Origin of the sequence: Curtobacterium sp. MCBA15_012 (assembly GCF_001864935.2) — a bacterium.
In the GTDB taxonomy this organism is placed as follows: domain Bacteria; phylum Actinomycetota; class Actinomycetes; order Actinomycetales; family Microbacteriaceae; genus Curtobacterium.
The window spans coordinates 1,538,002-1,560,856 of record NZ_CP126267.1 but is presented as its reverse complement, the minus strand read 5'-3'; the positions used below and the strand labels follow the sequence as shown (position 1 = coordinate 1,560,856).

Sequence of the window (22,855 nt, the reverse complement as noted above, 5' to 3'; positions counted from 1 at the left end):
CCCGGCCGATCCTACCGGCCGAAGCGCTCGACCAACTCGCGCTTGAGCACCTTGCCGCTCGGGCCGAGCGGGAGCGCGTCGACGACGTGGACCGTGCGCGGGTACTTGTACGCGGCGATCTCGTCGGCGACGAACCGGACGAGCTCCTCCGGCGTGACGGTCGCTCCACCGCGCAGGACGACGGCGGCGGCGACCTCCTGGCCGTGCACCTCGTGCGGCACGCCGAACACCGCGGCCATGGTCACGTCGGGGTGGGTCGCGAGGACCTCCTCGACCTGCCGCGGGTACACGTTGTAGCCGTTGCGGATGATCATGTCCTTCGTCCGGTCGACGATGGTGAGGTACCCGTCCTCGCTCTTCGTCCCGAGGTCGCCGGTGCGGAACCACCCCTCCACCATGACCGCGGCGGTGTCCTCCGGGCGGTTCAGGTACCCGTTCATGAGGTTGTGCCCGCGGATGACGAGCTCGCCGATCTCGCCACGGGGCAGGAAGTGCACGGCGTCCTGGACCTCGGGGTCGGCGATCTCGATGTCGACGCCCCAGACGGGCGTGCCGATGGTCCCGGGCCGCGGTGCGGTGCCGACGTGGTTGAACGACGCGACGGGCGAGGTCTCGGTCAGGCCGTAGCCCTCGTGGATCGGAGCGTCGTACACCTGCTGGAAGCGCTCGAGCACGGCGAGCGGCAGGGAGGCTCCCCCGGAGATGGCGTAGCGCAGGGCCGGGCGCGCGTCGCTCCGGCTCGCGGCGTCGAGGAGCGCCATGTACATCGTCGGCACCCCCATGAAGATCACGCACTCGTGCTCGACCATCGCCGCGAGGGCCGCGTCGCCGTCGAACCTCGGCAGCATGACGATGGTGGCGCCGGCGCGGAAGCCGGTGTTCATCGTGCAGGTCTGCCCGAACGTGTGGAAGAGCGGGAGCGCGCCGAGCAGGACGTCACCGCGGCGCATGTCGAACGTGCTCATCAGGTTCGTGTCGACCTGGGCGAGGAGCGCGAAGTGCGACCCCTCGGCACCCTTGGGCCGCCCCGTCGTGCCGCTCGTGTACAGGATCGTCGCGGTGTCGAAGGGATCGCGGGGCGTGTACGTGGTGAGGGGCGTGGCGGCGGCGGCCAGCGCCTCCAGGCCGTCGTGCCCCGTGTCGGCGTCGGCCGGCGCGAGCACGGTGACCACGTCGACACCGGCGAGGGCCGCACCCGCGGCCCCCTCGGCGAGCAGCGGCGCCGCGCAGACGAGGACGGCTGCGCCGCTGTCCTGCAGGACGTACTCGATCTCGCGGCGCTTGAGGAGTGCGTGCACGGGCACGACGACCGCGCCGAGCGCGAGGGTCGCGTAGTAGACGCGGGCGAAGTCCGCGACGTTCGGGACGAGCATGGCGACCCGGTCGCCCTCGCCGATGCCGCGCGCACGGAGCGCACCGGCGTACGCGAGCGTCTGCGCCCACAGCTCCGAATAGGTCGTGCGCTCGTCCCCCACGACGACGGCGACGTCGTCGGGCAACCGGGCGGCGGACTCCGCGAGGATCGCGGCGACCGACGCGGTCGCCTGGGTACGGCGGACGGGGGTCGCCGTGGTGTCGGGGGTGGGTGCGGTGCTGGTCATGCCGACCTTCCGTCTCGTGTGACGAGTGCTCACCCCGGAGCATACGGTCCGTGCCGCTCCGGCGGACGGGTGCCCCGCCGACGGGTGGGGCGCGCCTCGGCGACGGGTCAGGCGTGCCGCGCCGACGGGTGGGGCGCGCCGCGGCGACGGGTCAGGCGTGCCGCGCCGACGGGTCGGGGGTGTCCCGACGGTGGGACGACCGTGGATCTGTACCCCGACCTGCGAGCGGACCCCGGTACCGTCTGGGCCACTGCGGGAGGTGGTGCGGGGTGAGCGAGGACGACACGTACGGCGCGACGGGGTACTGGTACCCGGGCCGTCCCGGTCGGAGCGGTGTCGAGCTGCTGACGATGATGCGGCGCTACCGCGCCTCGGAGGTCGCGATGCGGGAACGCACGCGCCGGTCGATGGGCATGAACGCCACCGACATGGAGGCCGTGCGGTTCCTGCTCCGCGCCGGCGAACGCGGCCAGCAGGTGCGCCCGGGTGACCTGACGGCACACCTCGGGATCACCTCGGCGTCGACCACCGCGGTGCTCAAGCGACTCGTCGCCTCGGGGCACGTCGAGCGGCGCGCCGACCCGAACGACGGCCGCGGGGTGCTCCTGGTCGCGACCGGCCACACCGACGACGAGGTGCGGACCGAACTGACCGACGTGCACGCCCGGATGATCGCCGCGGCGGAGCGGCTGTCCCCGCAGACGATCGACGAGATGCGCGCGTTCTTCGCGGACGTGATCGATGCGATGGACGCCGACGGGTCGGAGGTGGGCGACCCGATGTCCCATATGCGTACGCATCCAAGTCGGTAGTTAGACAAACTAGGGAAACAGGCGCAGTCTGGTCCCAGCACCGCAGCAGCGGGTGCGACGACACAGGGAGGGCCCGGCCATGAGCACCATCGACGCGACACACTCGCAGTTCTCCGAGGTCCGGGAAGCGGCACACGGGCGCCTGCTCGCCGCGGTCGCGACCTCCGTCGGCATCGTGGCCGTGACGGTCACCGCCGCCGCCGTCAGCGTCGTCACCCTGGGAGCGTGAGCCGCGTGGTCCACACCAGCGACCTCGGCGCCCTGCAGCGCGACCCGCACGAGTGGCACCGCCGCGGCATGCGGCACCCCGACGAGATCGAGGCGCTCGTGCACCACCGCACGCTCGGCGACGTGCCGCGCGACCCGTCCTACGGCGACTTCTTCCGGGCCGCCTGACCGACCCGTCCGTGCGGGCCGGCTGATCGGACCAGCGCGATCAGCCCGACACGGCTGCCGACGCCCCGGGCGAACGCCAGGTCAGTCCGCGCTCACGAAGAGGATCCGTCGGACCCGGACCCGGACTCGTCCGATCCCGCCGCCCCGTGCCGGTCGTCCGCGCGCCGCCCCACCGCACGCAGCTCGGGGAACTGGTCGTCGCGCCATTCCCCCGTCACCGCCGTCCCCGACGCCGCGGAACGCTCCTCGCGCTCCCGCAGCTCGACGCGACGGATCTTGCCCGAGATGGTCTTCGGCAGCTCGCCGAACTCCACCCGACGCACCCGTGCGTAGGCGGGCAGCGCAGTCCGGGCGTGCTCGAGCACACGGCGGGCGGTCTCCTCGGAGGGTTCCCACCCGGCGGCGAGCGTCACGTAGGCCTTCACCACGTTGAGGCGTGCCGCGTCGGGCGCGGGCACGACCGCGCTCTCGGCCACGGCTGCGTGCTGGAGCAGGGCGCTCTCGACCTCGAAGGGCGACACCTTGTAGTCGGACGACTTGAACACGTCGTCGGTCCGGCCGATGAACGTCAGCTGGCCGTCGGCGTCCCGCGAGGCGACGTCGCCGGTGTGGAAGAACCCGTCGCGCATCGCGTCCGCGGTGCGGTCGGGGTCGCCGAGGTACCCGGCCATCAGGTTGGTCGGCCGCTCGGTCAGGTCGAGGCAGACCTCGCCCTCGTCGACGGGCGCACCGGTCAGCGGGTCGAGCAGGGTGACGGTGACGCCGGGCAGCGGTCGGCCCATCGCACCGGGTGTGACCGGTGCGCCGGGCGCGTTCGCGATGATCGCGGTCGTCTCGGTCTGGCCGTAGCCGTCGCGGATGGTCAGGCCCCAGGCGTCCTGCACGCGGGCGATGACCTCCGGGTTGAGCGGTTCGCCGGCCGAGACGACCTCGCGGAGCGCGCGCGGCTTCGGTCCGAGGTCAGCCTGCAGCAGCATGCGCCACGCGGTCGGCGGCGCGCAGAAGGTGTCGACGCCGGCCCGATCGAGCTGGTCGAGGAGCCCGGCCGGGTCGAACCGCGGGGTGTCGTACACGAACACGGTCGCCTCGGCGATCCACGGCGCGAAGAAGCAGCTCCAGGCGTGCTTGCCCCAGCCGGGCGAGCTGATCGCCAGGTGCACGTCGCCGGGCCGGATGCCGAGCCAGTGCATCGTGCTGAGGTGGCCGATCGGGTACGAGGCCTGCGTGTGCACGACCATCTTCGGCTTCGACGTCGTGCCCGAGGTGAAGTACACCAGGCAGGGGTCGGTCGTCAGGGTCGTGACGACGGGGCGCGCGGCGGTGTCGGTCGGGGTGCCGAGGTCGTCGGGGTAGGTCGTCCAGCCGTCGGCCGCGCCGCCGATCACGATGCGCGACGGCGCTCCCGTGACACCGTCGAACTTCGGGGTCTCGCCGTGGTTCGTCACGACGTGTGCGACGCCACCGCGGTCGATGCGGTCCTGCAGGTCGGCGGTGTCGAGCATCGTGGAGGTCGGCAGGATCACGGCGCCGAGCTTCATCACGGCGAGCATCGTCTCCCACAGCTCGAGCTGGTTGCCGAGCATGACGAGCACGTGGTCGCCCTTGCGGACCCCGAGGCGGTCGAGGTGCACCGCGAGGCGGTCCGACCGTGCGGCCATCTCGGCGTAGGTCGTGCGCGACCCGCCCTCGCCGTCGACGATCCAGAGAGCGACGCGGTCGTTCCCCCGGGCGACGACGTCGAACCAGTCGGTCGCCCAGTTGAACGTCTCGCCGACGTCGGGCCACCGGAAGGCACGGCGCGCTGCTTCGGCACGGCCGGCGTCGTGCTCGTCGAGGACGGCGAGGAGCTCGTCGCGCGCCGCGCGGTAGGCCGTGGTCGGGTTCGAGGAGGGCACCGGTCGATCATGCCGCACCCCGGCCGTGCGCGCAGCGTCCCTCCCGCCGAGCCGGGTACGGTCGTCCCCGTGGACGGTGTCGGAGTGCTCGACGAGGCCGGGCGGCTCCGCCTGCTCGGTACCGCGGTCGCGGGCGCGGCCTTCGGCGCGGTCCTGGTCGTCCTCGTCGCCTCGTCCTGGGCGGAACCCACCACGGGTCTCCTGGTCGCGGTCGGGGTCCCGGCCGGACTGCTCGGTGCCGCGCTCGGCGTCTGGACCCAGCTGCGCAGCTGGCGCTCCGGCGGTGGCTACGAGCAGTCGGTGCGCGCCCAGCGCTGGGTCGCCGACGGCGCGGTCCCGCCCGACGTCACCGCCGACGTCTGGATCCCCCTCCTGCAGGCGCAGGCCGACCGCGAGGGCGCCGGCTGGAGCAAGATCGTCCTCTGCGTGCTGTGGACGGCGATGACCTGGTCGGCCCTCGACCAGCACGGACTGCTCCTCACGCTGCTGCTCAGCGGCCTGTGGGTCGGCATGGGCGTGTGGTCGGCCTGCTGGGTGATCCCCCGTGCCCGCGCTGCGCGCGCGGTGCTGCGCCGCGGGGTCACCACCGCGTCCTGACGGCGCAGCCGTCGGTCTGGAGGCCCGGCTCGGCTCCGACACGGCGGGTCCGGTCGTCCGCGACCGGCCGGGAGGCGCGACCCGCCTCCTCGGGGCCCCGCCACAACCGGTCCGCGGCGAGCGCGGCGCGCCCCACGGGGGGCCGCACGGGTCGTGCGAGCCTTCCGCAGGTGGGGTCGACACGCGGGACGGGACCGGATCGGGACGGAGTGGAACCGATCGGCACCGAGCGGACACTCCTGGGCATGGGGAACGAGCAGCCCGGCAGACCGGGCACGAGCACCGACGAGGACCGCGTCGACTGGGGCCGGGCCCTCGGTGGTGACGGCGAGGCGTTCGGCCGCGTGTTCGACCGGCACCGGCACCGTGTGCTGCGGCACGCGCAGCGACTGCTGCCCGTCGAGGCCGACGCCGCCGACGCGGTCGCGGTCGTGTTCCTCGAGGCGTGGCGGCTCCGGGCCCGTGTGCGGCTCGTCGACGGGTCCGTGCTCCCGTGGCTGCTCGTCACGGCGACGAACACGGCGCGGAACCAGGGCCGCGCGACCCGCCGGTACCGGGCGGCGCTCGACCGGCTGCCCCCACCGGAGCCGTCGCCGGACCACGCCGACCGCGAGACCGACGGGGAGGCCGTGCGTGCCCTCCGCACGCTTGCTCCCCGGGACCAGGAGGTCCTGACCCTCGTCGTCCTGGAGGGCTACGCCGAGCGGGAGGTCGCCGAGGCGCTCGGGATCCCGCCGGGCACCGTCAAGTCCCGACTCTCCCGTGCGCGTGCCCGGTTGGCGGCACGGCTCGCGCGGTCGTCGGATGCGGAGCCACACGACCACCACCACGACCACCACCACGAGCACCAGCACCAGCACCAGCACCAGCACCAGCACCAGCCCGCACGCCGGACCCGACCGAACGGAGCACGCCCGTGACCCACCACGACCAGCCCCGAGCCGACGACCGCGGCGCTCCGGCAGGCGCCGTCGACGAGCGGACCCTGGCACTGCGGTCCCTGCTCGTCACGACCGTCGAGCAGACCGCCCGGCGACGGCGGTGGCGGTCCGCGAGCGTCGGCGGTGCGCTGCTCTGCGTGCTCGCCGGTGCGACCGTGGGCGGGGCGATCACCGCCGCCGCGACGCCTGACGCCGACGCCACGGCCGCCCGTGCCGGAGCCCGGGCCGCGGTGCAGGGCACGACGATGCCGTACACCCCGATCGTCGGGGATCCCGAGGCCGTGCTCGGGTCGGGGGACGACGAGGTCTCGGTCGGTGCACCACCGCCCGGCGCCGAGCAGCTCGCCTGGTCACTCCGCTGCCTGTCCGACGCCGGGGCGACGCGGGTCGGCTTCGCGGCATCGGAGGCAGGCGGGTCCTCGGTGCCCTCGTGCGACCCGGGTCGGACCGTGACGGGCACGATCGCGGTCGGAGCGCTGCCGTCGCGCACCGTCGTCGTCCGCACCACTCCCGGTGCGCGCTGGACACTGTCGACGGGGTGGCTCGGGGCTCCGCCGCTGCCCGGACCCAGCGCCGCGCAGCAGGAGGCGGTCCGGGACGGCGTCGTCACCCGGAGCGAGTACCTCGCGGCGTTCCACCGGTTCCAGGGGTGCATGACGGCCAGGGGCGAGTCCCTCGGCATCGTGCCGGAGTCCTCGCTGTTCGTGGTCTTCGGCGTCTCGGACCTGTCCGCGGGCGACTGGTGCGGCGCGTCCGAGTTCGACGACGTGAGCAGCACCTGGCAGTCGGAGCACCCGGCCCCACCCGGTGACGACGGGACCTGGGGCGACCAGCGGTACGACCCGTCGACGGACCCCCGCTCCGCGGACTGACGACGGGGACCGAGCGCGGCGCGACCCCGGTGATCGGCCGGGCTCCCCTGGCGTCCGGCGCACCCGCGAGCGTCAGTCGCCCGGCGGCGGACTCGGGCGCCGTGGAGCGGAACGGCGCAGCCGCACCCACCGCAGCGCGAGTCCGACCGCCAGCACCACGGTGCCCGCCACCACGGACGACGGTGGCAGGGCGGCGACGAGCACCACGCACCCGACCACCCCGGCGAGCGCCAGCGCCCGGGGCCAGCGGCGGTGCGCGCGGTCCTGCGTCCACGCCGCGGCGTTCGCGACCGCGTAGTAGAGCAGGACACCGAACGCCGAGGCGCCGATCGCCGCGCGCAGGTCGACGGTCGTCACGAGGACGCAGACGACGACGGCGAGGAGCGCCTCGGCGCGGTGGGGCACCCGGCGGCGGGGGTGCACGGCGGCGAGCGCCGCGGGCAGGTCGCCGCCGCGGGCCATGGCGAGGGCGGTCCGACCGATGCCGGCGACGATCGCGAGCAGCGCCCCGAGGGAGGCCGCGGCGGCCCCGACGCGGACGACGACCGGCCACGGCCCGCCGGGGAGCGCGGCGACGGCGGCGAGGGGTGTCGGCGTGCCCGCCGTGCCCGCCGGGCCGAGGGCGTGCAGCAGGGCGAGCGCGACCGCGGCGTAGACGACGAGGGCGAGCCCGAGCGCGAGGACGACCGCGCGCGGGATCGTCCGGGCGGGGTCGACGACCTCCTCGCCAATGGTGGCGATGCGGGCGTACCCGGCGAACGCGAAGAACAGGAAGCCCGCGGCCTGCAGCACCCCGAGCGGTGACGGGCCCCCGGCTGGTCCGTCCGCGGCGGGGGCGGTGGTCGTCGCGCCGATCACGACGACGGTGACGAGCGCGACGAGGGCGACCGCGACGAGCACGCGGGTGAGCCGCGCGGTCCGGGTGATCCCGAGCAGGTTCACCCCGGTGGTCGCGAGCACCGCGAGGACGGCGACCGGTCTCGTCCAGGGCCCCGGGGCGACGTGGGACGCGAAGGTGAGCGCCATGGCCGCGGCACTCGCGGTCTTCCCGACGACGAAGCACCACCCGGCGGCGTACCCGGCCCACGGTCCCAGCCGCTCCCGTCCGTACACGTAGGTGCCGCCCGAGGTCGGGTACTGCGCCGCGAGCTGGGCGGACGAGGTGGCGTTGCAGAACGCGACGGCACCGGCGAGCGCCAGGGCGAGGAGCAGCCACGCGCCCGCGGCTGCGGCCGCGGGTGCGAACGCCGAGAACACGCCCGCCCCGATCATCGACCCGAGCCCGATGAGCACGGCGTCGGGCAGGGTCAGACGGCGGGCGAGCGACGGCTGGGGCGGTGCGGCGGCGGGACGGTCCACGTCGCCGATCCTGCCGCACGACGACGGTGCCCGGACCGGACGGTCCGGGCACCGCCCGCACCGGCCGTGACTACGCTCGACGGCATGCAGAGTCGCACCCTCGGCCGTACCGGCCGCTCCGTGTCCGTGGTCGGTCTCGGCACCTGGCAGTTCGGCGGTGACTGGGGTCCCGTCAGCGAGCAGGACGCCGCCGCCGTGATGGACGCCTCGGTCGAGTCCGGCGTCACCCTGTTCGACACCGCCGACGTGTACGGCGACGGCCGGAGCGAGCAGCGCATCGGAGCCTGGCGACGGGCCAACCCCGACGTCCCGCTCACCGTGACGACCAAGATGGGCCGTCGCGCCGACCAGGTGCCGGAGAACTACGTCGCCGCGAACTTCCGCGCGTGGGTGGACCGCTCGCGGCGGAACCTGCAGCAGGACACGCTCGACCTCGTCCAGCTGCACTGCCCGCCGACCGCGGTCTTCGAGGACGACCGTGTCTACGACGCCCTCGACGCCCTCGTCGCCGACGGGTCGGTCGCCGCGTACGGCGTGTCCGTCGAGACCGCGGACCAGGCACTGACGGCGATCGCCCGGCCGGGTGTCGCGAGCGTGCAGGTCATCCTCAACGCGTTCCGGTTGAAGCCCCTGGACCGCGTGCTGCCCGCCGCGCGTGAGGCGGGAGTGGGCATCCTCGCCCGGGTGCCGCTGGCCTCGGGGCTGCTGTCCGGCGGGTACACGACCGAGACGACGTTCCCGGAACAGGACCACCGCAACTACAACCGGCACGGCGAGGCGTTCGACCAGGGCGAGACCTTCAGCGGGGTCGACTTCGCGGACGGCGTGCAGGCGGCGCAGGCGTTCGCCGCCGCCCTGCCCGAGGGCGTCTCGGTCCCGCAGGCGGCGCTCGCGTGGATCGTCGCCCAGGACGGCGTGACGGCCGCGATCCCCGGTGCGCGCAACCCCGAGCAGGCCCGCTCGAACGCGGGCGCCGCGGACCTCGGCGAGGTGCCCGGCCTCGACGCCACGGTGCACGAGCTCTACGACCGGTGGTTCCGTGCCGCCGTGCACGACCGGTGGTGAGCACGACCGCGGCCGGGCCGCGTCGCCGAACGGGCGGTGCGGGCGCCCGCCCCGCGCCGCGCGCGGTGGTGGTCGTGGCGGCGGTCGCCGTCCTGCTGCTGGCCGTCTGCTCGACGCCGGCCGCGGGCACGACCCGGTCCGCGCCTCCGTGGCCGGCCCCGACCGACCTGCAGACGCGGGCCGACGCGGCGGGCCTGCGCAACGTGTGGGGTGAGCCGCTCGCGGAGCACGTGCACACCCACCTGACGATCCTGGACGGGGACGTGCCGGTCACGGTGCCCGGGAACGTCGGACACTCGTCGCGCGAGCGGTTCGCCGCGGAGCTGCACACGCACGACACGTCGGGCATCCTGCACGTCGAGTCGCCGGAGCGCCGCACGTTCACCCTCGGGCAGTTCTTCGACGAGTGGGGCGTCTCGCTCGGCGCCGGGCACGTCGGCGGGCTGCGGGGGGAACTGACCGTGTGGGTCGACGGCCACCGCTTCCTCGGCAACCCCCGGACCATCGCGCTCGAGGACCGTCGGCAGGTCGTCCTCGCGGTCACGACGATCGGCGAGGTCGCCCACCGGCCGGCGCCGTTCGACTGGCCGCCGCAGTACCGCTGACGTCCGGCACGTCGGTCGTCGGTGCCGGGCGCGACCGGGTCGCGCCCGGCGAGCCCGGCGGGTGCGGTCAGGCGAGCCCGAGCAATGCGGGTCAGCCGGATCCGAACGGTGCGGGTCAGGCGAGCCCGAGCAGCGCAGCGACGGCGTCCGGGTGCTCGACGTGCGCGAAGTGGCCGCAGTCCTCGAGCACCGCGGTCCGGACCCCGGGCAGCAGCGCCCGCAGGTCGTCCAGGTCGGTCGTCCGGGCGAACACGTCCTGCCGGCCGACGACCGCCGTCGCCGGGCTCGTCACCGCGCGCCAGCGCTCGACGTCGTACCCGGCCGCCGAGCGGGCCGCCGCGGAGAACAGCTGCGGCCGGAACTCGGCGACGAACGCGTCGAGCACGCTCGGGTCGAGTCGGCGGACGTGTGCGAAGACCGGTGCGGCGAGCAGCGGGAGCACCCCGACCCGGGCCAGCCCCCGCAGCAGCGACCGGGCGGTCGGACCCGTCACCGCGAGCCCGGCGCGCAGCAGCGTGAACGCCGGCAGCGTGGCGAGGGCACGGACCGGGTGCCGTGCCGCCCGGACCGTCGCCGTCGTGGTGCCCGAGACGAGACCGAGCGAGCGCACGCGCGTCGGCGCCGCGACGGCGGTCTCGAGGCCCACGAACGCGCCCATCGAGTGGCCGACCACGTCGACGGGACCGGTGCCGAGGGCGTCGAGCACCGTGACGACGGCCCGGACGACCGCGTCGAGGTCGGCTGGTCCGGAAGGGGCGGAAGGGGCGGTCGTCGACGCACCCCACCCCGGCAGGTCGACGAGCACCAGCCCGCGGTCGGCCAGGCCGTCGACGGCGGTCAGGAGCGGCGTCCAGGTCGTCCACGAACCCGCGACGCCGTGCAGGAACAGCACCGGGCGCGGTCCGTGCCGGTGGTGCACGACCACGGGACCGGCGTCCGTCGCGACGGTGGTGCGCACGAGCGACCACACCGCGGGGTCGGCCGTGACCGGGTGCGGCGCGTACGAGCCGGGCGACGGGGTGGCGGTGACCACCCGCGCACCGGCGGGGTCGTCGACGGCGTGCACCGCGCCTCCCGTCCGGTCACCGGGACGCGGACGCGTCCCACCGGTGGTTCGGAGCGGCGGCGTCAGCCGACGGGGACGGGTGCCGTGCAGGCGGCGAGGCGGTCGAGCGCTGCGCGGTACTCCGCGACGTCGCGCTGCAGGCCGGGCTCGGTGATGATCGAGGCCTTGATGCGGCCCTGCACGTCGATCACGAAGGTGGCCCGCGTCGCGAACCCCTTCTTGTCGAGGAACACGCCGTACTCCTTGGACACCGCGCCGTGCGGCCAGAAGTCGGCGAGCAGCTCGAAGTCGTAGCCGTTCTGCTCGGCGAACGAGCGCAGCGTGGCCTTCGAGTCGACCGAGATGCCGATCAGCTCGACGCGCTGGTCCTGGAACATCGCGATGTTGTCCTGCAGGGTGCACAGCTCGTTCGTGCAGCCCGACGAGAACGCGAGCGGGAAGAAGACGAGCGCGACCGGGCGGACGCCCCGGAAGTCGCTGAGCCGGACGTGCTCACCGAACTGGTTCGGGAGCTCGAAGTCCGGCGCGAGGGAGCCGATCTCCAGTGCCATCGGTGCGCTGCTGCTTCCTGGGCGTGGGGTCTGCCCGTCGACGTCGTACGGGCACGGGTCGCGCACGCACGATCGGCAATCGTACGCCGACGACACGCAGATGCAAGCACCTGTCCACCCGCACGGCACCGTCAGCCGGACGGTCGGCGGTGGGGCCTAGAGTGGTGTGGGTCTCCCTGCTCGGTCGCGACCCGACCGTCCCGGGAGCCACCATGTCCACCACCACGAGAACGAACGAGGTCAACGGTGACGGTGAACGACCAGGACCCGCGCAGCACGGCAGCGACCGACCAGGACCCGGAGGAGACCGCCGAGTGGCGTGAGTCGCTCGACGGACTCGTCGCGACGCACGGCCACCAGCGGGCCCGCGAGATCATGCAGAGCCTGCTGAAGCGCTCGAACGAGCTGCACCTCGGCGTGCCCATGGTCCCGACGACCGACTACGTGAACACCATCGCGCCCGAGGACGAGCCCGAGTTCCCCGGTGACGAGGAACTCGAGCGTCGCTACCGCCGGTGGATCCGGTGGAACGCCGCGATCACCGTGCACCGCGCGCAGCGCCCCGGCATCGCCGTCGGCGGCCACATCTCGACGTACGCGTCGAGCGCCGCGATGTACGAGGTCGGCTACAACCACTTCTTCCGCGCGCAGGACCACCCGTCCGGCGGCGACCAGGTCTTCTTCCAGGGCCACGCCTCCCCCGGCATGTACGCCCGCGCCTACATGGAGGGCCGCCTCAGCGAGGACCAGCTCGACGGCTTCCGCCAGGAGCACTCGCACGCCGGCGGCGGGCTGTCGTCGTACCCGCACCCGCGCCTCATGCCGCACTTCTGGCAGTTCCCGACCGTGTCGATGGGCATCGGCCCGATCAACGCGATCTACCAGGCGCAGCAGGCCAAGTACCTGTCCAACCGCGGCATCAAGGACGCGTCCGACCAGCAGGTCTGGGCGTTCCTCGGCGACGGCGAGATGGACGAGGTCGAGTCGCGCGGTCAGCTGCAGGTCGCGGCGAACGACGGGCTCGACAACCTGAACTTCGTCATCAACTGCAACCTCCAGCGCCTCGACGGCCCGGTGCGCGGCAACGGCAAGATCATCCAGGAGCTCGAGGCGTTCTTCCGCGGTGCCGGCTGGAACGTCATCAAGGTCGTCTGGGGCCGCGAGTGGGACGACCTGCTCGCCCGCGACACCGACGGCGCGCTGCTGAACCTCATGAACGCCACGCCGGACGGCGACTACCAGACCTACAAGGCCGAGAACGGTGCCTACGTCCGCGAGAACTTCTTCGGGCGCGACCCGAAGGCGCTCCAGCTGGTCGAGGGCTACTCGGACGACCAGATCTGGAACCTCAAGCGCGGCGGGCACGACTACCGCAAGGTCTACGCCGCGTTCAAGGCCGCGACCGAGCACAAGGGCCAGCCGACCGTCATCCTGGCGAAGACGGTCAAGGGCTACGGCCTCGGCCCGAGCTTCGAGGGCCGCAACGCGACCCACCAGATGAAGAAGCTCACGCTCGACAACCTCAAGCAGTTCCGCGACGAGATGCGCATCCCGATCTCCGACGCGCAGCTCGAGGAGAACCCCTACACGCCGCCGTACTACCACCCGGGCCACGACGACGAGGCGATCCAGTACATGCACGAGCGTCGCCGCGAACTCGGCGGCTACGTGCCGGAGCGTCGGACGAAGTACACGCAGTTCACCCTGCCCGACGAGTCGAAGTACCAGGTCGTCAAGAAGGGCTCCGGCAAGCAGGAGGTCGCCACGACGATGGCGTTCGCCCGCCTGCTCAAGGACCTGCTGCGCTCCCCCGACTTCGGCAACCGCGTCGTCCCGATCATCCCGGACGAGGCACGCACGTTCGGCATGGACGCGTACTTCCCGACGGCGAAGATCTACAACCCGAACGGCCAGCACTACACCTCGGTCGACCGTGAGCTCCTCCTCGCCTACAAGGAGAGCCCGCAGGGCCAGATCATCCACGTCGGCATCAACGAGGCGGGCGCCCTCGCGGCCTTCACCGCGGTCGGTACCTCGTACTCGACGCAGGGCGAGCCGCTCATCCCGGTCTACGTCTTCTACTCGCAGTTCGGGTTCCAGCGCACCGGCGACGCGATCTGGGCAGCCGGCGACCAGATGGTCCGCGGGTTCATGATCGGCGCGACCGCCGGACGCACCACCCTGACCGGTGAGGGCCTGCAGCACGCCGACGGCCACTCGCCGCTCCTCGCCGCGACGAACCCCGCCGTCGTGTCCTACGACCCGGCCTACGGCTACGAGATCGGGCACATCGTCCGGTCCGGCCTCGAGCGGATGTACGGCACGAACGAGGACGGCTCGCCGAAGCACGCCGACCCGAACGTCATGTACTACCTCACGGTCTACAACGAGCCGCTCGTGCAGCCGGCCGAGCCCGAGGGCGTCGACGTCGAGGGCATCGTCAAGGGCATGTACCTGCTCAAGCCGAGCGAGCACGACGGCCCCAAGGCCCAGCTGCTCGCGTCCGGTGTCGCGGTGCCGTGGATCCTCGAGGCGCAGCAGCTCCTCGCCGAGGACTGGGGCGTGTCCGCCGACGTCTGGAGCGTCACGAGCTGGGGTGAGCTGTACCGTGACGGTCTCGACGCGGAGCAGCACGCGTTCCTCAACCCGAACGAGGCACCGCGCACCCCGTACGTGACCGAGCGCCTGCTCGGCACCGAGGGCCCGGTCGTCGCGGTGAGTGACTTCATGCACGCCGTGCAGGAACAGATCCGCCCGTTCGTGCCGACCGACTACGCGACGCTCGGCGCCGACGGCTTCGGCTTCTCGGACACCCGTCCGGCCGCCCGCCGCTACTTCCACATCGACGGCCCCTCGGTCGTCGTGCGGACGCTGCAGCAGCTCGCCCGCCAGGGCAAGGTCGACCAGGCACTCGTCCAGCAGGCGATCGACAAGTACCGCCTGCACGACGTGACCGCCGGCACGACCGGCAGCGCGGGCGGCGAGAGCTGACCTGCGCGTGAGCACCCCCCGCACCGTCCCTGCCGTGGGCCAGCAGAGCGACCGCGACCGCGCGCTCTCCTGGCTCCGGCAGGTGTCGGGCGAACTCTCGACCGCGACCATCAAGCGGCTCGAGGACACCCTCCCCTGGTACAGCGAGATGCCCCCGGGTCGGCGGTCCGCCGTCGGCATGGTGGCGCAGGCCGGCATCACGTCGTTCATCTCGTGGCTCGAGGGCACCGCGTCGACCCCGTGGATCGCCGCGGCCGACGTCTTCGGCTCCGCGCCGCGCGAACTCCTCCGCTCGGTGAGCCTGCAGCAGACGCTGCAGCTCATCCGCGTGGTGGTCACCGTCGTCGAGGAGCGCGCGAAGGACGACGAGATGCTGCAGGAGGCGATCCTCAAGTACTCGCGGGACATCGCCTTCGCCGCGGCCGACGTCTACGCCCGCGCGGCCGAGGCCCGCGGGCTCTGGGACGCGCGGCTCGAGGCGCTCGTGGTCGACTCGATCCTGTCGGGTGAGTACGACGACGAGCTCCCGTCGCGCATCGCGGCCCTCGGCTGGCACGGCCACGGCGAGGTCGCGGTCCTCGTCGGCAACGCCCCGAAGCAGCTCGAGGTCGACCAGGTCCGCCGCACCGCGCGGCACATGGACGCCGACGTGCTCATCGGTGTGCAGGGCTCCCGGCTCGTCGTGGTCATCGGCCGCGCCACCCCGCGCGACGACGTGCCCGAGGGCGAGGAACCCGTCTCGTTCACGGCGATCGCACAGGCCCTCGAGCCGTCCTTCGGCGAGGGGCACCTCGTGCTCGGCAACGAGGTCCCCGGGGTCGTCGACGCGTCGACGAGCGCGAAGGGCGCCCTCGCCGGGTTCGCCGTCGCGCGGGCGTGGCGCGGCGCACCCCGTCCCGCACTGGCCGACGACCTCCTGCCGGAGCGGGCGCTGGCCGGCGACCCCCTCGCCCGGTCGGCCCTGGTCCAGCGCATCTACGTCCCGCTCAAGGACCAGTCCACCGAACTGCTCCAGACGCTCTGGTGCTACCTCGACACCGGGCGCTCGCTCGAGGCCACCGCACGGGAGCTCTTCGTGCACCCGAACACCGTCCGCTACCGCCTCCGCCGGGTCGCCGACGTGATCGGCTGGGACGCCACGCACGCCCGCGACGCCCTCATCGTGCAGTCGGCGCTCATCCTCGGCGCGATGTCCGAGTCGAGCACCGGACGCCGCCGGGTCCCGTCCCGGCGCTAGGGATCGCACAACGTCTGGGCGTGTTTCGTGTGGCAACCCCACACGAACAGCAACGGGCGCTCCCGGGAGGATTGTCCGGTGATCGTCGTCGTCGCGCCCGGACAGGGCTCCCAGACCCCCGGCTTCCTCGCCCCCTGGCTCGAGGACGCCTCCGTCCGTGACCGCGTCGGGGCGTGGTCCGAGGCCATCGGCGTCGACCTGGTCCGACACGGCACCGAGTCCGACGCCGACACCATCAAGGACACCGCACTCGCGCAGCCGCTGATCGTGGCCGCCGGGCTCGTCACCGCGGACGCCCTGCTCGCCGAGGGCCGCCGCACCCTCGTCGGCGGCGTCGCGGGCCACTCGGTCGGCGAGTTCACCGCCGCCGCGGTCGCCGGGGTCCTCGAGCCGACCGACGCCCTCGCGCTCGTCGCCGAGCGTGGCCGGGCGATGGCCGACGCCGCCGCGCTCGAGCCGACCTCGATGGCCGCCGTCCTCGGCGGCGACCCGGACGCCGTCGCCGCCGCGCTCGCGAAGCACGGCCTCGTGCCCGCCAACCACAACGGCGGCGGCCAGACCGTCGTCGCGGGTCCCGCGGACGGCATCGCGGCCCTGGCCGCCGAACCCCCCGCGAAGGCGCGCGTGATCCCGCTCGCGGTCGCCGGCGCCTTCCACACCGCGTTCATGGCCCCCGCGGTCGCCCGTGTCGCACCGGTCGCAGCCGCCGCGACCGCGCAGGACCCCACGCTCCCGATCTGGACGAACGCCGACGGCTCGCGCGTCGACGACGGCCGCCGCTTCGTCGACCTCATGGTCCGGCAGATCGAGAACCCCGTGCACTGGGACGCCGTCATGGAGTCGTTCTCCGTCGCGGGTGTCACCGGCATCATCGAACTGGCCCCGGCCGGTGCCCTGGTCGGCCTCGCCAAGCGCGGCCTCCGCGGCACCCCGACCGTGGCGATCAAGACCCCCGACGACCTGCCCGCGGCGATCGAGCTCCTCGAGCGCGACGCCGACCGCGACGGTTCCGCAGGCCAGGAAGCAGACGCACCCGCATGACCGACGCCACCACCCCGACCACCGCAACCGACGAGACGGCACCGACCAGCGCCTCCCGGCCGCTGCTGCAGCAGCGTCGCGGCCACGAGTTCACCCGCATCCTGGCGTTCGGCGCCGCCCGCGGTGAGCACGTCGTGCCGAACGACGACCTCGTCGGACCGATCGACTCGTCCGACGAGTGGATCCGCCAGCGCACCGGGATCGTCACCCGCAAGCGCGCCGGTGCCGACGTCGAGGCCGTCGACCTCGCCGAGGCCGCCGCCCGCGAGGCGATCGCCAAGGCCGGCATCGAGCCGTCCCAGATCGGCGTCGTGCTCGTCAGCACCGTCACGCACACCGTCGCGACCCCGTCGATGGCGTCCCTGCTCGCCGAGCGCATCGGCGCCACGCCCGCGGCCGCCTACGACGTCAGCGCCGCGTGCGCCGGCTACGCGTACGGCATCGCCCAGGCCGACTCGTTCATCAAGTCGGGCCTGGCGGACCACGTGCTCGTGATCGGCGCCGAGAAGCTCAGCGACGTCGTCGACCCGACCGACCGCTCGATCTCGTTCCTGCTCGGCGACGGCGCGGGTGCCGCGGTCGTCGGCCCGAGCGACTTCCCCGGCATCGCCCCGACGATCTGGGGTTCGGACGGCTCGAAGTGGGACGCCATCGGCATGACGGCGACCTACAACGAGTGGGCCGCCGGCGCTCCCCGCCCCACCATGCGCCAGGCCGGGCAGACGGTCTTCCGCTGGGCCGTGTGGGAGATGGTCAAGGTCGCCCGTGAGGCGCTCGAGGTCGCCGGGGTCCGCCCCGAGGACCTCGCCGCGTTCGTGCCGCACCAGGCGAACATCCGGATCATCGACGAGTTCGCCAAGCAGCTCGGCCTGCCCGACACGGTGACGATCGCGCGCGACATCACCACGACCGGCAACACCTCCGCCGCGAGCATCCCGCTCGCCACGCACCGCCTGCTCGAGGAGCACCCGGACCTGTCGGGCGGCCTCGCCCTGCAGATCGGCTTCGGCGCCGGACTCGTGTTCGGCGCGCAGGTGGTCGTCCTCCCCTAGTCCCCCGCGCCTCCGCGCACGGAACACACCCGTGCCCTAGGCTGTCCCACGGTCAAACGACACCCCCCTCAAGGAGAACACCCATGGCCCTGTCCAACGAAGAAGTCCTCGCCGGCCTGGCCGAGCTGATCAACGACGAGACCGGCATCGCGACCGACACCGTCGCCGCCGACAAGTCGTTCACCGACGACCTCGACATCGACTCCATCTCGATGATGACGATCGTCGTGAACGCCGAGGAGAAGTTCGACGTGAAGATCCCGGACGAAGAGGTCAAGAACCTCAAGACCGTGGGCAACGCCGTCGACTACATCGTCAAGGCGCAGGCCTGACGCGAGCTTCCTGAGCGCCGCGGCCCCGGCGGACCAGCCGCGGGCCGCGGCGCTCACCTCGTCCACCCCCGGCTCCTGCGAGCCAGCTCGTCCACACGAAAGAACGCGTCGTTCCATGACCAACAAGACCGTCGTCGTCACCGGGATCGGTGCCATCACGCCCCTCGCCGCGACCGCCCCGGAGACGTGGGAGGCGCTGCTCGCCGGGAAGTCCGGCATCTCCCGCATCGAGGACGAGCGCTACGCCGACCTCGAGATCCCCGTCGAGTTCGCCGGCCAGGCGCGACGCTTCCTCACCGACCAGCTGACGCGCCCCGAGGCCAAGCGCCTCGACCCGTCGTCGCAGCTCTCCCTCGTCGCCGCGCGTGAGGCCTGGGCCGACGCCGGCATCGACGCCGAGTCCGTCGTGCCCGAGCGCCTCATCGTCGACTGGGCCACCGGCATCGGCGGCGTCAACACGCTGCTCGACGCCTGGGACACCCTCCGCGAGAAGGGCCCCCGCCGCGTCCTGCCGATGACCGTCCCGATGCTCATGGCGAACGGCCCCGCCGCCGCCATCGAGATGGAGTTCGGCGCCCGCGGCGGTGCCCGCACCTACCTGTCCGCGTGCGCGTCCTCGACCGAGTCGCTGGCCGAGGCGTACCGCCACGTCGCGAACGGCGAGGCCGACATCGTCATCGCCGGTGGCGCCGAGGCCGCGCTCCACCCGCTGCCCCTCGCCGCGTTCGCGTCGATGCAGGCGCTCTCGCGTCGCAACGACTCCCCCGAGACCGCGTCGCGTCCGTACGACGTCACGCGCGACGGCTTCGTCCTGGGTGACGGCGCCGCGGCGCTCATCCTCGAGTCGAAGGAGCACGCCGAGGCCCGCGGCGCGAAGATCTACGCCGAGGTCGCCGGCTCCGGCATCACCTCGGACGCGTTCCACATCACCGCGCCGGACCCCGAGGGCAGCGCCGCCGCACGTGCCGTCATCACCGCGCTCGAGCACGCCGGTGCCGCCCGCGAGGACGTCGTGCACGTCAACGCGCACGCCACGTCGACCCCGGTCGGCGACGTCGCCGAGTACCACGCGATGCGCCGCGTCTTCGGCGACCACCTCGACTCGATCGTCGTCTCCGCCACGAAGGCGTCGACCGGGCACCTGCTCGGTGGCGCCGGCGCGATCGAGGCCGTCTTCACCGTCCTCGCCCTGCACGAGCGCGTCGCCCCGCCGACGATCAACCTCACGCAGCAGGACCCGGAGATCGTGATGGACGTCGCGACCGCCCCGCGCGAGCTCCCCGCGGGCGACCTGGTCGCGGTGAGCAACTCGTTCGGCTTCGGCGGGCACAACGCCGTGGTCGCGTTCCGCACGGCCTGATCGCGTCCGGCGGGACCCCCGTCGGTCTGGAGGCCCGTCCTGCGTCCGCAGGGCGGGCCTCCTGCCGTCCGTGGCGGGTTCGGAGCGCGAGTGGGCAGGACGTGCCGCTCACGTCCGCGGCGCGTGCACGGGACGTCGGGTGGAGGCGCCGAGCGGGCCGGATGTGGCCCGCTCGAGGATGCTGCCCCGTAACGACGGACGCCGTCCGCTCCGGAGGGAGCGGACGGCGTCCGTGGTGGGGCGGAGGAACGGGAGGGGGTCAGCCGACGCGGTGCAGCCAGACGACGGGGTTGCCCTCGGCGGCGTGGCGGAACGGCTCGAGCTCGTCGTCCCAGGCCTGCCCGAGCGCGAGCCGGAGCTCCCGGTGCAGCTCGAGTGCGTTGCTGCCCGCGACCTCCATGGCGTAGCGGACACGGTCCTCGGGGACGACCATGTTGCCGGACACGTCGGTCTGCGCGAAGAACACCCCGAGGTCGGGCGTGTGCATCCACCGGCCGCCGTCGGAGTCGGTCGTCGGCTCCTCGGTCACCTCGTAGCGCAGGTGCTCCCACCCACGGAGGGCAGAGGCGATCGACGCGCCGGTGCCGACCGGGCCCGTCCAGGTGAATTCGGTCCGACGGGAACCGTCGAGCGCGGGCTGGTCGAGCCACGAGAAGTTCACGGCGCGGCTCATTGCGCGACCTGCCGCCCATTCGACGTGCGGGCAGAGCGCGCGTGGTGAGGAGTGCACGTAGAGCACCCCTGTCGTCGTTCCGTTCACGATTCCTCCGCTTCGTCAGGTGCGACTTCCCCATCGACCTGTGGTGCGGAGTCCCGGTTCCGGAACCATCGATATCCGATTGTGATGTCCTGTCGGACACGCCCATTATGCAGCGTCAGCGCTGGGAACGCCACACCCGGGTCACCGCACGGCCGTCGCCGAACGGATCGGCGCTACCGTCGCCGAGCGGATCGGCGCCACCGTCGCCGAGCGGATCGGCGCGTCCGGCAGCGCCGGGAGCCCTCAGTGCAGGACCGCGCCCGACGCGTCGACCGGGTGCCGCTCCCCCGCCCGGATCGGCACGGTCAGGCGGTTCTGCTCGGGCGGGATCGGGCAGGCGTACTGGTACGAGAAGGCGCACGGCGGCAGCACGAGCCGGTCCCAGTCGAGCGCGACCTCGGCCTCGGTGCCGGGGTCGTCGAGGAACAGGAAGCGGCCCATCGAGTGGGAGCTGCCCGGATCGTCCTCGGGCAGGGCACTCGTCGCGTCCTGCACGATGAGCTGGAGTCGGGGTGTCCCGCGGTGGACGGCGGCCTGCACCGCGAGCAGGTGCGCTGCGACGCCGCCGATGACGGCCGAGACGGTGCCGGCGACCAGCAGCGGGTCGCCGGCGGCGTCGCGGACGCTGCCCCGTGCCTCCAGACCGTCGACCGGCGTGTACCTGCCGGTCGTGACGTGCGTCGGGTCGGCGGGGAACCGGGCGATGTGGTCGAAGCGGGCGACCGCGTCGGAGGCGGGGTCCCACACCCGCAGGGTGGTCCCGTGCACCGAGCCGGCCAGCCCGCCGGGGAAGGCGACCAGGGACGGGACGACGGCGGTGTGCCCTGCGACCAGCTCCGTGCCGTCCACCGGGACGCCGTCCACGACGACGCCGTCGGTCGCCTCGGCCGTGACGGACAGGCCGCCGGGCGCGGGAGCCCAGCGCCCCGGCACCGGCCACACGGGCTGCGGCTGCTCGACCGCCTGCGCCGTGACGAGCGCGAGCGGGCCGCGCGGACCCCGCGCCCAGCGGTCGCGGTCGGCGACGTGCTCCTCGAGGGAGGTCACCGGCGCCCGCTCACGAGAGCTCCTGGCGGGGGTAGATGACCTTCTGCACGATGATGATCGCCGACGCGGCGAACGGTACCGCGACGAGGGCGCCGAGCACGCCGCCGATCGTGCCGCCCGCGACGGCAGCGATGACGACGAACGCCCCGGGCACCTGCACCGCACGCGACATGATGCGCGGCGAGATGATGTACGCCTCGACCTGCATGTACACGAGGTAGTAGATCGCTGCGGCGAGGGCCGTCGCGGGTGAGGCGAACAGGCACAGCAGCGAGATGACGACCGCGGCCGCCAGCGTGCCCACGAGCGGGATGAGCGACCCGAGGAACGCGAACGTCGCGAGCAGCACGGGCAGCGGTGCACCGATGATGAGCAGGAACACCAGGCTGAGGATGCCGTTGATGAGCGCCTGGCTGATCTGCCCGACGACGTAGCGGCCCACCGCTTGCGTGATCTGCTCGCTCACGTCGACGAAGTTCTGGCGACGGGACGCCGGCACGAAGCGGTACGCCATCGACTTCAGCCCACGCATCGAGGCGAGGAAGTACAGCATCAGGATGATGACGATGACCGCGCCGGTGAGCCCGGAGAGGATGCCGCTGCCGACCGCCAGGATGCCGCCACCGAGGCTGAGCAGGTTGCCCGGGTCCTCGACGAAGGACTGCAGGGACTGCAGGGAGTGGCCGATGTCGAAGGACCCGGCGAACTGCTTCGAGAGGTCCTGCACCCACTCCTGCCGCGCGATGTCCTCGACGATCTCGGGGAAGTTCTGGATGAGGTTCGTGGCCTGCTGGATGAGGATCGGCACGACCGCGAAGACGACCCCGGCGAACCCGCCCAGGACCCCGACGACCACGATCGTGATCGCCGTCCACCGTGGGATGTACCGCTCGAGGAACGACACGAGCGGGTCGACGCCGAGGGCCAGGAACAGCGCGACCCCGATGTAGACGAGCACGGTGCTCAGCTCGCTGACCACGGCCCCGACGACGAGGGCGATCAGGACGCCGAGCGCCCCGGTGAAGCCGAGCCGGAAGGCGTTGATGCGGACCCCGGTGCCGCCACGGGTCGTCTCGAGGGTCACGTTCGGCGTGGGTCCGCGGTCGTCGGCCTCGTCGTGCTTGCGCTTGAACTGCATCGTGGAACGGGAACCTTCTCTGGACCGGTCGTCAGCCCGCGGGCCGTGTACCAGTGGGGCGGGCGGGACTTGAACCCGCGGATCGTTCGGTTATGAGCCGACTGCCTTGACCAGCTTGGCTACCGCCCCGCGGCGAC

General features: G+C 73.2%; 22 protein-coding genes and 1 tRNA gene. 14 read left to right on the top strand and 9 right to left on the bottom strand.

The window, feature by feature from the left end:
- Nucleotides 1-11: 11 nt before the first annotated feature.
- Nucleotides 12-1,601, bottom strand: coding sequence for a long-chain fatty acid--CoA ligase (locus QOL15_RS07175; RefSeq protein WP_065959460.1), 1,590 nt, complete (start codon nt 1,599-1,601; stop codon nt 12-14).
- 269 nt (nt 1,602-1,870) lie between these two features.
- On the opposite strand from QOL15_RS07175, the gene QOL15_RS07170 reads away from it, so the two are divergent.
- The 3 genes from QOL15_RS07170 to QOL15_RS07160 all read left to right on the top strand — a co-directional run bounded on the left by QOL15_RS07170 (nt 1,871) and on the right by QOL15_RS07160 (nt 2,809).
- The gene (locus QOL15_RS07170; protein WP_065959462.1) at nt 1,871-2,413 is read left to right on the top strand and encodes a MarR family winged helix-turn-helix transcriptional regulator; all 543 of its coding nucleotides are present in this window, start codon (nt 1,871-1,873) and stop codon (nt 2,411-2,413) included.
- A 79-nt stretch (nt 2,414-2,492) separates the two neighbouring features.
- On the top strand, nt 2,493-2,642 hold the full coding sequence (locus QOL15_RS07165) for a hypothetical protein (protein WP_175473828.1): 150 nt from the start codon (nt 2,493-2,495) through the stop codon (nt 2,640-2,642).
- Nucleotides 2,639-2,809: a hypothetical protein gene (locus QOL15_RS07160; protein WP_175473106.1), complete on the top strand. Its 171-nt coding sequence runs from the start codon at nt 2,639-2,641 to the stop codon at nt 2,807-2,809. Before QOL15_RS07165 ends, QOL15_RS07160 begins: the two co-directional genes overlap by 4 nt.
- Nucleotides 2,810-2,901: 92 nt before the next feature.
- Here the strand turns inward: QOL15_RS07160 and QOL15_RS07155 are convergent, their stop codons facing one another.
- The gene (locus tag QOL15_RS07155; protein ID WP_083393946.1) at nt 2,902-4,704 is read right to left on the bottom strand and encodes an AMP-binding protein; all 1,803 of its coding nucleotides are present in this window, start codon (nt 4,702-4,704) and stop codon (nt 2,902-2,904) included.
- A gap of 69 nt (nt 4,705-4,773) precedes the next feature.
- On the opposite strand from QOL15_RS07155, the gene QOL15_RS07150 reads away from it, so the two are divergent.
- From QOL15_RS07150 to QOL15_RS07140, 3 genes are all read left to right on the top strand, one after another.
- Entirely contained in the window at nt 4,774-5,301 is a 528-nt protein-coding gene (locus QOL15_RS07150) for a hypothetical protein (RefSeq protein ID WP_071284891.1), read from the top strand.
- Nucleotides 5,302-5,546: 245 nt separating this feature from the next.
- Entirely contained in the window at nt 5,547-6,221 is a 675-nt protein-coding gene (locus QOL15_RS07145) for an RNA polymerase sigma factor (protein WP_083393961.1), read from the top strand.
- A complete protein-coding gene (locus tag QOL15_RS07140; protein ID WP_071246779.1) occupies nt 6,218-7,114 on the top strand; it encodes a hypothetical protein in 897 nt (298 codons plus the stop codon). The genes QOL15_RS07145 and QOL15_RS07140 overlap by 4 nt, the downstream gene beginning before the upstream one ends.
- A gap of 72 nt (nt 7,115-7,186) precedes the next feature.
- Here QOL15_RS07140 and QOL15_RS07135 read toward each other — a convergent pair whose 3' ends face one another.
- Nucleotides 7,187-8,473 carry an APC family permease gene (locus QOL15_RS07135; protein ID WP_071246777.1) on the bottom strand — a complete coding sequence of 429 codons (1,287 nt, stop codon included), beginning with the start codon at nt 8,471-8,473 and terminating at the stop codon, nt 7,187-7,189.
- Nucleotides 8,474-8,557: 84 nt separating this feature from the next.
- On the opposite strand from QOL15_RS07135, the gene QOL15_RS07130 reads away from it, so the two are divergent.
- The gene (locus QOL15_RS07130) at nt 8,558-9,538 is read left to right on the top strand and encodes an aldo/keto reductase (RefSeq protein WP_071246775.1); all 981 of its coding nucleotides are present in this window, start codon (nt 8,558-8,560) and stop codon (nt 9,536-9,538) included.
- Nucleotides 9,535-10,143, top strand: a complete 609-nt coding sequence (locus QOL15_RS07125; RefSeq protein ID WP_139197430.1) for a hypothetical protein — start codon at nt 9,535-9,537, stop codon at nt 10,141-10,143. The genes QOL15_RS07130 and QOL15_RS07125 overlap by 4 nt, the downstream gene beginning before the upstream one ends.
- Before the next feature lie 115 nt (nt 10,144-10,258).
- On the opposite strand, the gene QOL15_RS07120 is transcribed toward QOL15_RS07125, so the two are convergent.
- Both QOL15_RS07120 and QOL15_RS07115 read right to left on the bottom strand, forming a co-directional pair.
- On the bottom strand, nt 10,259-11,209 hold the full coding sequence (locus tag QOL15_RS07120) for an alpha/beta fold hydrolase (protein ID WP_139197429.1): 951 nt from the start codon (nt 11,207-11,209) through the stop codon (nt 10,259-10,261).
- A 62-nt stretch (nt 11,210-11,271) separates the two neighbouring features.
- Nucleotides 11,272-11,760, bottom strand: coding sequence for a peroxiredoxin (locus QOL15_RS07115; protein ID WP_065959476.1), 489 nt, complete (start codon nt 11,758-11,760; stop codon nt 11,272-11,274).
- A gap of 246 nt (nt 11,761-12,006) precedes the next feature.
- Between QOL15_RS07115 and aceE the strand changes: the two genes are divergently transcribed.
- The 6 genes from aceE to fabF all read left to right on the top strand — a co-directional run bounded on the left by aceE (nt 12,007) and on the right by fabF (nt 19,773).
- The gene (aceE, locus tag QOL15_RS07110; protein ID WP_071246771.1) at nt 12,007-14,751 is read left to right on the top strand and encodes a pyruvate dehydrogenase (acetyl-transferring), homodimeric type; all 2,745 of its coding nucleotides are present in this window, start codon (nt 12,007-12,009) and stop codon (nt 14,749-14,751) included.
- Between the two features lie 34 nt (nt 14,752-14,785).
- On the top strand, nt 14,786-15,988 hold the full coding sequence (locus tag QOL15_RS07105; RefSeq protein ID WP_171898692.1) for a CdaR family transcriptional regulator: 1,203 nt from the start codon (nt 14,786-14,788) through the stop codon (nt 15,986-15,988).
- Nucleotides 15,989-16,066: 78 nt separating this feature from the next.
- Nucleotides 16,067-17,029, top strand: a complete 963-nt coding sequence (locus QOL15_RS07100) for an ACP S-malonyltransferase (RefSeq protein ID WP_071246769.1) — start codon at nt 16,067-16,069, stop codon at nt 17,027-17,029.
- Entirely contained in the window at nt 17,026-18,081 is a 1,056-nt protein-coding gene (locus QOL15_RS07095; protein WP_071246767.1) for a beta-ketoacyl-ACP synthase III, read from the top strand. The genes QOL15_RS07100 and QOL15_RS07095 overlap by 4 nt, the downstream gene beginning before the upstream one ends.
- An 83-nt stretch (nt 18,082-18,164) precedes the next feature.
- Nucleotides 18,165-18,413: an acyl carrier protein gene (locus tag QOL15_RS07090; protein WP_017886710.1), complete on the top strand. Its 249-nt coding sequence runs from the start codon at nt 18,165-18,167 to the stop codon at nt 18,411-18,413.
- A 115-nt stretch (nt 18,414-18,528) separates the two neighbouring features.
- The gene (gene fabF / locus QOL15_RS07085) at nt 18,529-19,773 is read left to right on the top strand and encodes a beta-ketoacyl-ACP synthase II (RefSeq protein WP_065959486.1); all 1,245 of its coding nucleotides are present in this window, start codon (nt 18,529-18,531) and stop codon (nt 19,771-19,773) included.
- 259 nt (nt 19,774-20,032) lie between these two features.
- Here fabF and QOL15_RS07080 read toward each other — a convergent pair whose 3' ends face one another.
- From QOL15_RS07080 to QOL15_RS07065, 4 genes are all read right to left on the bottom strand, one after another.
- Nucleotides 20,033-20,512, bottom strand: a complete 480-nt coding sequence (locus tag QOL15_RS07080; RefSeq protein ID WP_083229970.1) for a DUF3145 domain-containing protein — start codon at nt 20,510-20,512, stop codon at nt 20,033-20,035.
- Nucleotides 20,513-20,776: 264 nt separating this feature from the next.
- The gene (locus QOL15_RS07075; protein ID WP_071246765.1) at nt 20,777-21,580 is read right to left on the bottom strand and encodes a DUF1684 domain-containing protein; all 804 of its coding nucleotides are present in this window, start codon (nt 21,578-21,580) and stop codon (nt 20,777-20,779) included.
- Between the two features lie 10 nt (nt 21,581-21,590).
- On the bottom strand, nt 21,591-22,718 hold the full coding sequence (locus QOL15_RS07070; RefSeq protein WP_083393945.1) for an AI-2E family transporter: 1,128 nt from the start codon (nt 22,716-22,718) through the stop codon (nt 21,591-21,593).
- A gap of 54 nt (nt 22,719-22,772) precedes the next feature.
- Nucleotides 22,773-22,847, bottom strand: a tRNA-Ile gene (locus QOL15_RS07065).
- Nucleotides 22,848-22,855: the final 8 nt, after the last annotated feature.